The sequence below is a fragment of the Wenzhouxiangella sp. 15190 genome (genome assembly GCF_003417465.1).
GTDB lineage: Bacteria > Pseudomonadota > Gammaproteobacteria > Xanthomonadales > Wenzhouxiangellaceae > Wenzhouxiangella.
Map to the genome: position 1 here is coordinate 1 of NZ_QVMV01000019.1, position 8,981 is coordinate 8,981.

The window sequence follows — 8,981 nt, forward strand, 5'->3', positions numbered from 1 at the left end:
TGCGGCGCATCCGCAATCTTTTCAGCGCGCTTTTGGTTACTTTTTTCGCGCGAGAAAAAAGTAGCTCGCCGCAAGAGCGCGCGAAGCGCGCCGGGCGAAACCGCAGTTGACGTGTCGAAACCCGCACAATGCGCGGTGTCACCAACCACCAAGGGGCCAACCACCCGGACGGGACTCTCAATAAGCCGTCCGCCAGGGCGAGGTTGCGATCACGTCCAGCGATCAGCTCGCGCGTTCTTCCAGGCCTCGCTGAACAAGCCCTTGCCGTTGTGCTGTTCGAGCAATTGCCCGGGCTCGAGGAAATCGTAGAGATCGGCGTAGGTTGCGACGCTGAGTTCGCCGGAACGGCGATAGATGTGTTCTGGCCGGATCTCGTCGGTATGGCTCAAACCCATGGCCGAGAGCATCTTGATGAGTCCCTCGATCGTCTTCTTGTGGAATCGGGTAACGCGCGGTGCCTTATCGTCGACCACCAGGCCGCGCACCAGGGAGGGATTCTGGGTTGTGACGCCGGTGGGGCAGGTGTTGTTGTTGCAGCTAAGCGACTGGATGCAGCCGAGCGCGAACATCATCGCCCTGGCGCTGTTGCAGCCGTCGGCGCCGAGTGCCAGGGTCCGGATCATGTGAAAGGCGCTCAGGATCTTGCCGCTACAGATGATGCGGATATCCTCGCGCAGGCCGGTGCCGGTGAGAATGTCGTGAACGATCACCACCGCATCGCGCTTGGGCATGCCGAGCGAGTTGGTGAACTCCAGCGGGGCCGCGCCGGTGCCGCCTTCACCGCCGTCGACGGTGATGAAGTCCGGCTGGATGCCGGTATCGAGCATTGCCCGGCACATCGCCAGAAAGTCGCTGACCCGGCCCATGCAGAACTTCACGCCCACCGGCTTGCCACCGGACAGTTCACGCAGTTGTGCGATGAACTCCATCATCTCCAACGGCGTGGAAAAAGCGTTGTGGGCGGGCGGCGAGATACAGGCTTCGCCGACTTCCACTTCGCGCGCCCGGGCGATCTCGCGGCTGACCTTCGGTCCTGGCAGGATTCCACCGGCGCCCGGTTTGGCTCCCTGCGAGAGCTTCAATTCGATCATCTTGATGCTGTCCCCGGCGGCTACTTCCTCGAAGCGGTCCGGGTTGAAATTACCCTCGGCCGTGCGGCAGCCAAAGTAACCCGAACCGATCTGCCAGATCAGGTCGCCGCCATGCAGGTGATAGCGCGAAACGCCGCCTTCGCCGGTGTTGTGGGCGAATCCGCCTTCGGCCGCGCCCTTGTTGAGCGCTTCCACGGCGTTGGGCGACAGCGAGCCGAAGCTCATTGCCGAGATGTTGAGCAGTGAGGAGGAATAGGGCTGCTTGCAGTTCTTGCCGCCGATGTCGATACGTGGTTCTTCATCGAGCATGGGCGCCGGCGTGGTCACATGCGCGGCCCATTCGTAGCCGGGACGATAGACGTCACGCTGGGTACCGAAGGGCCGGGTTTCCAGTTCGCCCTTGGCGCGCTGGTAGATGAGTGCGCGATACTCGCGCTCGACCGGGTAGGCGTCGAGATTGCTCTCGATGAGGTATTGCTGTATCTCCGGCCGGAAATGCTCGATCAGGTAGCGGAAGTGGCCGATGATCGGAAAATTCCGCAGTACCGTGTGCTTGGTCTGCATGGCATCGCGCAGACCCAGCGCCAGCAGCGGCACGATGATGAACAGCAGGTACCAGGCCGGCGACCAGGCCATTCCGACCAGGCCGACGACTGCGAAGCCGATGAGCAGGAATACAAAAACGGATTGTCTCGCCATGCGGGGAGCCTAGCCGGAATCGCGACCGAATTGAACCCCTGCCATCAGAAGGTCAGCTCGGTGCGTGCATGGATGAACCGGCCGTTGAGCCCGATCGGGTTGATCGGATCGTAGGCGAAGTTGCCGAAGAAGTCGTTGGCCTCCCCGGAACGGTCGGGATAGCGGTCGGTCAGGTTGCTAGCGCCCAGACTGATCCGCCACCGTGGTGCAACGCGATAAGCGGCCTCGACATCGATGGCGTACTGCTCGTCGAATTCCTGCCGGGCGAATACGAATTCACGCACCACCGAAGAATAGGCCCGCAGTCGTGTGGAAAACGACCATGCACTGCCCTGCCATTTCACGCTGGAAATCCAGCGATGTTTCGGCGTGGCGGTCTCGATGGTGTTGCGCTCTTCCACGCCCAGAAGATCGATGCCCGGTACCAGCGCGGCCAGTTCACCGGGTGGCTCGGCGGTGTCCGTCACTTCCGTGCGCGCGTAGCTGTAGTTGCTGTCGATGCGCCAGTCGCCGCGTTCACCAGGGAGGTCGAGGCTAAACAGCAACTCGCCGCCGCGTGTGCGGGTATCGGCGGCATTGGTGAAGAAGCTCAGGGCCTGTACACCCTCGGCGCCGGGGAGGGGGGCGATGAAGTCGATCACGGCCGGGTCGCGGATGAAGCTCGACAGGGTGATGCGGTCGTCCACCTGGATTTCGAAAACGTCGGCACTCACGCGCAGGTCGCGCGTTGGTTGCCAGACGAGTCCGGCACTGAAGTTGATCGAACGTTCCTCGTCCAGGGACGGTATGCCCAGCGATTGCGCGATGACCGAGTCGTTGGAGACCAGCCGCGAGGAAATGCGGCCGCCCTCGGAAGAGAAGGTATTGTCTCGCCGGGCCCACGCAAGCTGTGCCAGCGAGGGCGCGCGGAAACTGTTGGACACCGACGCCCGCAGGCTCAGGGTATCGGTGGTTTCGTGGCGAAGCGAGAGCTTGCCGGTCAGGGTGCTGCCGAAATCATCATGGTATTCGTAGCGTGCGGCCACGCTGCCCTCGAGACGTTCGGACACGTTCGTGGTCAATTCGGAGAAGGCGCCCAGAACGTGGCGTTCCTCGTCTGTCGCATCGGCTGGTGCCAGGCCCTTGGCGCCCTGGGCACCGATGTCGGGCAGGCCGACCAGTGCGGCCAGTTCCTCGGGGTAGCGGAACTCGCCCGCGGTGTAGGCGGCGAGGTCTCCGGCATCGGACTCGAAGCGCTCAAGCCGATAGTTGAGCCCGGCGGCCAGATGGGCCGGTCGACCGAACGGGCCCTGATCGAACCTTCGGCGTGCCTCGCTCGAGAGCGCAACCAGGCTGTTGGTGAAGGTGCCCGAATCGAAGTGCGTCGGGCTGTCGGACCCGAGCGAGGGGTTGACGGAGTTTTTCACCCCGAATTCGAAGCGGTTATAGCCGGTACTCAGGGAATGGTCGAATTCCCATCCGGCGAGTTCATGTCGCGCACCGAGGCCCAGGGCAATGTCCTCGTTGTCGCCGATGGTGACCGGGCGAAAGCCGTCGGGGTAGAGGGTCGGCACGTTCTGGTTGCTGTCGGGGTAGCGGTAGACGGCCGCGCCCTCGGTTTCACGCAAACTGGCGGTGCCGAAACCGTAGAGCGTAACCTCGCCGAGGGGACGCTCGGCGTTGAACCAGGCGCCCACGGCGTCGCTTTCGGGATCGCCCACGCGGTGGGTCCGGCGGCCTCGAAAGGCGAGGTTGGCTTCGGTCTGCGGGATGAACGGTGAGACGCGATCCGGTCCGGCGCGGTTGGTCGCCCCGCGGCGGATTGCTTCCAGGCCGAAGGACAAGAAGCCGCCGCTGTCAAGGGCAAGCCCACTGTTGAGCCAGGTGCCCGTCGAGTGGCCGTCGGTGATCGTCTCATCGACGGGTGCGACGTCGGTATGGTGCAAGCCGTGGCTCAGGCCGATGCTGGTTGCGCCAACGCTGTCGTCGAGGACGATATTGATCACGCCGGCAATGGCATCCGAACCGTACAGTGCGCTCGCCCCGTCGCGCATGACTTCCACGCGCTTGACGGCACTGAGCGGAATGGTGTTGAAGTCGAAAGCGTTGGTGCCGCGGCCGATCTTGGTGTTGTCGTTGACCATCGCCGAAACGTGACGGCGCTTGCCGTTGACCAGTACCAGCACCTGGTCGGGGTTCATGCCCCGCAGCTGCGCGGCACGTACGTGATCGGAGGTAACCGAATTGGACTGGCGCGGAAAACTGAACGACGGTGCAACCAGGGCCAGCGCCTCGCCCAGTTCATTGCCCACCGCGCCGGCACTGCGCAGCGTCTCGCCGGTGACGATGTCCACCGGAATGAGCGTCTGGCCGGAAGTGGTGGCGCGGGCGCGGCTTCCGATGACGGTCACGGCGTCGAGTTCGAGTCGCTGGCCATCATCCTGCGCGGGGATGGGAGTGCTCGCGCCGGCCCCGAGCGCCAGGATCATTGCCAGCGCCGACAAGCGATGGATCGGGATGTTCACTGATGGTTCTCCAGCCATTGGCGGATGTTGGACGGCGAATTCAACTGCCAGTCATAGTCGATGAAGCGGGATTGTTCGGTGGCCTCGAACTCGGCAGCACGCTCTTCATCCAGGTGGTTCTTGATGAAGGCATCGACGCTGCCGGCAGCCCGCTCGAAATCCGGGCCGTACCAGTCGAACAGGCTGCTCAGCCGGGCCGTGTCGCCTGCGATATGAAGGTGCAGTGGGGTGCGCAGTGCGCGGCGGGTATTTTCGTCCAGCAACTGTTCGACGCTGGCGGTCGTGTAGGGGGTCTTTCTCAGCGGCGGGCAGCCCACCGAGGCGCAGTTGACGGCAAAATGCACGCGCGCGTCCTTCCAGCCGCGTTCGGCAAAATCCTCGCCGAGGAGGATTTCCTTTTCCATTTCATCGAGCGAACGCTTGCGCCCGGCGACGTCGTAGCGCTTGCGCTCGAACACGCGGAAGGGCTTGAACAGGCTGCCGTAATCCTTGACCGAGTCGACCGGTTCGCCGTCGTCGGGATGGTCAACGATGTGGGCGATCATGAAGAAGTTGTAGGCATTGATCCAGAAGGCCAGGGCGACTTCGCGGCTGTCGAACGCGTCGCTTTCGAGCCCGGCCAGGCGCTGTCGCTGCCGCTCGATCAGTTCCCGGCTTTCGCTTTCGGCCATGGCGCCCCGGTAATCGAAGGATGAGACCAGCCCACCCGCATCGAGATCGTGTTCGCTCACGTGGTGCTCGAGCAGCTTGCCGTAAGACTCGAATATTTCCGCCACGGTGCCCGCCGGGGCAGGCAGGGCAAAAAGTGATACCAGCAGAAAGACCAGAGGACGAATCATTGCGTGCATAGAGACTTCCGGTTAAAGGCGCCGTGTTTCAGGGCGCCATTGTCGCCAAGTGCGGTGAATGCAGGGCGAGCATAGACCACTGCGTGTGCCATCGCCATACGCAGTTGTGCGTAACCACCCGGCGGCGCCCGTCAGGGGCGCAGGACGAGCTGTCTGGCGATCCTTTCCTCGACCGCGCTGCGCGACCAGGGAACGACCCATGGATCGCCGGTCAGGAAATCGTCGAAGAAGTCGTCGAAATGCGGGCTGAAAGGGTTGCCGGATTGCCCGAAGGTCAGGTTGAGCGTGAAGGCGTCGGGATCGGACCAGTCCATCACGAAACGCATCGAGGCGGCACCGCCGACTTGCAGGCTGCCCGCTTCGGGATCGAAGCCGACATAGCTGACGTTGAGGGATCCGGCATCGCCGCCGCGCGGTACCGGCCCACGCGAGAGATCCAGCCAGGCATCGAGCAGCGCATTGTCGGCCAGGGGATGGCGAATGCTCAGGGTCTGGATACGGCCGAGCGGATGAATGCCGATCTTGAGAGCATCCTCCAGCGCTTTCAGGGCAGCCTGGTCGCGATCGACATCCGGCGGGAAGGCTTCTTCGGGGGCGGAGTGCAACCAGTTGTCGAGCAGGGGACGCTGCTCACGCCAGCTTGCCCCGGGCTCACCGTCATTCGGCTCGAACACGGCGCGGGCCAGGTAGTGCCACCAAAGCTGAAACAGCCCGGCCATGTCGCTTTCGGCGCGCATGACGCCGTCCCACTGACGTAACTCTGAAGCAATGGCGCTGCGCCCGGATTCCTCGGCCACGTCGGCCAGCCAGTCGCGCCAGCTCAGGGCGCGGTCGGAGCGCTGGTCGAGCTGGAAACGTCGCATGTCGGCCCGGTCGAAAGTATCCCGTGAGGAGAGATGGTCGCTGATCCGGCGCATGCGCAGGTGCTTGTAGAAACCGGGGACCGGATACGGCCAGTCCTCGCCGACGGCATTGTTGTTGGAATTGGCCAGCCAGCCCTGCTCGGGATTCAGGGCCCAGGGCAATTCCTCCGGGGGATGAAAGCCGTCCCAGTCGTTGAGCGGATCGGTTGCATCGAGCACGGTGAAGAAGCGTTCATGCCGGCGGTCCGGGATTGGCGTGGATTGTACGTAGCCGATGTTGCCGTCGCGGTCGGAATAGCTCCAGTTGACCGACAGGGCACCCATGTCGGTGGCCGCACGGCGAAAGGTCTCGAAGTTGTCGGCCCGGTTTAGTGCCAGGCCGCTGGTGACGATGTTGGCTAGCGGCAGTTCGAATCCGGCCCAGCGCATGGTGACGACATGATCGTCTTCGATGTCGATGACCCGCCCCAGCGGGGTGTAGTGAAACTCGCGCTCCAGGGCTTTCTCGCGGCCGCGGATTTCGATGCTTTCGCTGCGAACGAGCAGGTTTTGCCAGCCCTCGGGACCACCGATACGTTGCGGATCTTCAGGATCGCGCGGCTGGCGGTAGAGCTCGAAGACGTCCACCGGCGCGACGGTGAAGGCCCAGGCGATTTGCCCGTTGTGCCCCATGGTGATAAAGGGCAGGCCCGGTGTCGTGACGCCCAGGGCATCGAAGGTCTCTTTCGAGTGCAGGCCGACGGCGTACCACGTGCCAGGTGCGCGATCGATCTCGAGATGCGGATCCGAGGCATGCATGGCCGCACCGCTTTCCGATTTTTCGGGTGCGACCACCCAGGTATTCGAGGCTTTGGTGATCGACTGGCGGGGCAGGGTCGATCGCGTCCATTCGGGCAGTTCGCTGAGCCAGTCCGCGGCCGGTTGCCCGTATTCGAGCGTAATCGCGTGCCAGGCTCGGCTGAGCCGCCGTACGAGGGTCGTGGGATAGAAGGTCTGGTAGTAGGCGATGGTCAGGACGTCTTCGCGCGTCCAGGGTTCCGGTTCGGCGCCGAGCATGATCAGCCCCGGCGGCAGGCGGTCGACGGCGTCGATTTGCCGGTTGATGCCCTCGACGTAGGCGTCGATCAGCCCGGCAGCTTCGGCGTCGAGATCGGGCTTCTCATCCGCCACCCGCCGGGCGAACCCGAAGGAGCGGTGCAGGATATCGAGTTCCACTGCCCCTTCGCCGACCAGGGCGGAGAGCTCTCCACGCGCCAGGCGCCGGATCAGTTCGAGCTGTAACAAGCGCTCCCCCGCATGCAGCCAGCCCAGGGCACGCATTGCGTCGGCGTCCGTTTCGGCATAGACACGCGGAATGCCACGCTCGTCGAACAGGACTTCGACACTCGCGTCGAGGCCGGGCAACCCGGTTTCACCTTCATAGGCCATGACCGAGTCGTCGAGCCAGCGCGGCCCGCCGAACCAGACTGCGGCGGCTGCCGCGAGGACGGTTGCCAGGCTGACGAGCAGGCTGCGTTTGAGAATGCTTTGGCGTCGGGGCACTGCACGATCCCTGAGGGATTTGTGCACACATTGTGCCTGCATGAGGGCAATATGTACGCACCTATTGGGAATGACAAGTGGAGCCTGACCGATGGATGACCCGGAACTCACGCAGCGCCTCAAGGCCTTGCGGGACGAACTCGACGGGGTAGACGCCGATCTGATCGAACTGGCCACGAAACGTCAGCAATTAGTCTCCGACATCGGCAGCATCAAGAAGCGGCACGGCCGGCAATTGCGTGACTTCCGACGTGAGCGCGAGGTGCTTGACGGCGTGCGCCGGGCCGCCGAATCGAAGGGGCTGGACCCCGAATTGGCCGAGGATATCTTCCAGCGCTTGATCCAGGCCTCCTTGACGCGTCAGGAGCAGGAGCGGCTGCGTCTTGCGGGACACGGCCACGGACAGCGCGCCCTCGTGATCGGTGGGGGCGGGCAAATGGGGCGCTGGCTGGCGGCGTTCCTCGATGGCCAGGGGTTTGACGTGCTGATTGCCGATCCGGCCGTGGAATCCGATGGCAGGACACGTTTCTCCGACTGGCGCGAGGCACCGACGGACGTTGCCCTCATCGCCATCGCCGCCCCGCTGCGTATCTCCGCCGATGTGCTTGCGGAGCTCGCGCGGCAACCCGTCGATGCTCTGGTCTTCGATATTGGATCGCTCAAGTCGCCGCTGCTTCCGGCCCTTCGAGCGGCCGCCGATTCGGGGCTGCGGGCATGCTCCATTCACCCCATGTTCGGCCCCGATACGCAGTTGCTGTCGGATAAGCATGTGCTGGTAATGGACGTCGGCTGCTCCGAGGCTGTTGAGGCAGTGAAGTCGCTTTTTGTGGAGACCCTGGCCGACGTCGTCGTAATCGAGCTCGACGAGCACGACCGTCTCATGGCGCCGGTGCTGGGCCTTTCGCACGCACTGAGCATCGTCTTCTTTACCGCCCTGGCCGACTGCGGCGTGCCGGCCGAGCGCCTGGCGAAGCTCTCGAGCACGACGTTCGATCGTCAGTTGGCCGTGGCACGGGGCGTGGCCGGCGAGAACCCGGATCTCTACTTCGAGATCCAGTCGCTCAACCGCCACGGTGAGGGCATTCGCGAGGCGCTGCTGGCAGCCGTGCAGACCTTGGTCGAAAGCATCGAGAACGATGATGCCGATGCGTTTCGCCAGCTTATGTTGCGGGGCAGGGCGTATCTGTCCGATCTGGAGTAGATGGGGCGCGCCCCGCTTCGGAGCGTCGGCTGGGTCGGTGACACCGGTCGCGGTGCGGGCCTCGACAAGTCAAAATATATTCCGCCCGCCTGCTCCGCAGGCTGATGGCGGGTGGTTCTTCAACTCCGCTGCCGCTGGGCTGATTGATGCCGCCGCAAGAGGTGCGCGAGCCTCGACAAGTCAAAGGCGGTTTCGCCCGGCGCGCTTCGCGCGCTCTTGCGGCGAATTCCTTT

5 protein-coding genes are annotated in these 8,981 nt (G+C 63.8%); 1 reads left to right on the forward strand and 4 read right to left on the reverse strand.

Annotated elements, in window-relative coordinates; translation table 11 throughout:
• Positions 1–209: 209 nt before the first annotated feature.
• From DZK26_RS04740 to DZK26_RS04755, 4 genes are all read right to left on the reverse strand, one after another.
• Positions 210–1,790 (reverse strand): FMN-binding glutamate synthase family protein, encoded by a 1,581-nt coding sequence (locus DZK26_RS04740; RefSeq protein WP_116897084.1) that lies wholly within the window; start codon positions 1,788–1,790, stop codon positions 210–212.
• 44 nt (positions 1,791–1,834) lie between these two features.
• Complete coding sequence (locus tag DZK26_RS04745) at positions 1,835–4,294, reverse strand: TonB-dependent siderophore receptor (protein ID WP_181918252.1); 2,460 nt, start codon at positions 4,292–4,294, stop codon at positions 1,835–1,837.
• A complete protein-coding gene (locus DZK26_RS04750; protein ID WP_220376492.1) occupies positions 4,291–5,133 on the reverse strand; it encodes a DUF547 domain-containing protein in 843 nt (280 codons plus the stop codon). Before DZK26_RS04750 ends, DZK26_RS04745 begins: the two co-directional genes overlap by 4 nt.
• A 140-nt stretch (positions 5,134–5,273) precedes the next feature.
• On the reverse strand, positions 5,274–7,547 hold the full coding sequence (locus DZK26_RS04755) for a penicillin acylase family protein (RefSeq protein ID WP_181918251.1): 2,274 nt from the start codon (positions 7,545–7,547) through the stop codon (positions 5,274–5,276).
• Positions 7,548–7,638: 91 nt separating this feature from the next.
• Here DZK26_RS04755 and DZK26_RS04760 point away from each other — a divergent pair, with 91 nt between their 5' ends.
• Positions 7,639–8,748: a prephenate dehydrogenase/arogenate dehydrogenase family protein gene (locus DZK26_RS04760; protein WP_116897081.1), complete on the forward strand. Its 1,110-nt coding sequence runs from the start codon at positions 7,639–7,641 to the stop codon at positions 8,746–8,748.
• Positions 8,749–8,981 lie beyond the last annotated feature (233 nt).